Origin of the sequence: Hymenobacter caeli (assembly GCF_013294115.1) — a bacterium.
GTDB classification, from domain to species: domain Bacteria; phylum Bacteroidota; class Bacteroidia; order Cytophagales; family Hymenobacteraceae; genus Hymenobacter; species Hymenobacter caeli.
Map to the genome: position 1 here is coordinate 1 of NZ_JABSNP010000044.1, position 1217 is coordinate 1217.

1 protein-coding gene is annotated in these 1217 nt (G+C 59.1%); it reads left to right on the forward strand.

All coding sequences use genetic code 11. From position 1 onward, the window contains the following. Window positions 1-79: 79 nt before the first annotated feature. A protein-coding gene (locus HNP98_RS21480) for an IS3 family transposase (protein ID WP_380267860.1) occupies window positions 80-1176 on the forward strand; the annotation gives its coding sequence in 2 pieces (ribosomal slippage) (window positions 80-329 and window positions 329-1176; 1098 coding nt in all). The last annotated feature ends 41 nt before the right edge of the window (window positions 1177-1217 follow it).

Below are 1217 nucleotides of genomic sequence, written 5' to 3' on the forward strand. Positions count from 1 at the left end.
TATAAGCTTCCCCTAAAAGTGAGCCAGTCAAAAATAGAGAGAAGTAGTAACTTTTCACTTCTTCTATTTTTAACTATTCATGAAAAAAAGCCGCTTCAGCGAAGCCCAGATTCTGGGTATTTTGCGCCAACAAGACCAGGGCCAGACGGTGGTTCAGATTTGCCGGGAGCACGGCATCAGTGAGCCCACCTTTTACGCGTGGAAAAGCAAGTTCGGGGGCATGAGCGTGAGCGAATTGCAGCGTCTCAAACACCTGGAAGACGAAAACCGCCGCCTTAAACAGCTCTATGCCGAACTGAGTCTGGAGCACCAGGTTATCAAGGAGGTGTTGCGAAAAAAGTAGTCACCCCCACGGCCCGGCGTGCGGTGGCCCATTACGCCTGCGGGCGGGGGCTGAGCCAGCGCCAGGCGTGTGCACTCGTGGGCCTGGCCCGCAACAGCTACGCCCCGCCCCCGGGTGGGGGCCGTGGGGGGCTCCAGCCCGCCGATGCCGCACTCGTTGCCCGGCTGCGGGCACTGGCGAAGCGGCACGGCGGCTGGGGCTTTTGGAAATACTACTACCGCCTGCGCAAACTGCGGGTCGTGGTCAATCACAAGCGCCTGTGGCGCATCTATCGGCTCATGCACTTGCAGCTCGGCAAGCGGCGGAAAAAGAAACGCCTGCCCGAGCGGGTAAAACGGCCCTTGGAAGTGCCCACGCAACCCAATGTGTGCTGGTCCTTAGACTTTATGAGCGATGCGCTGACCGATGGCCGCCGCTTCCGCACCCTGAACGTGGTCGAGGACTGGAACCGGGAAGTGCTCGGCATCGAGGTGGATTTTTCGCTGCCCGCCACGCGGGTCGTCGCTTTGCTCACCACGCTGGTCCGCTGCCACGGCACCCCGGCCTGCATCCGGGTCGACAATGGCCCCGAACTTATCAGCCAGGTGCTCCAAGCCTGGTGTCAGGACCAGGGGATTGACTTGCACTGGATTCAGCCGGCGAGTCCGACGCAAAACGCCTACATTGAACGCTTTAACGGCTCTTTTCGCCGGGAAATGCTTAACGCCTACCTCTTCACCAGCCTGCGCCAGGTGCGCGAACAATGCCAGCGCTGGCAGTACGATTACAACCACCTGCGGCCCCATCAGGCCCTTAACTTCTTAACCCCCATCGAGTTTCGACAAGCTGCCTGACCTCTATTTTTGACTGGCTCACTTTGAAGGGGAGCTTACAA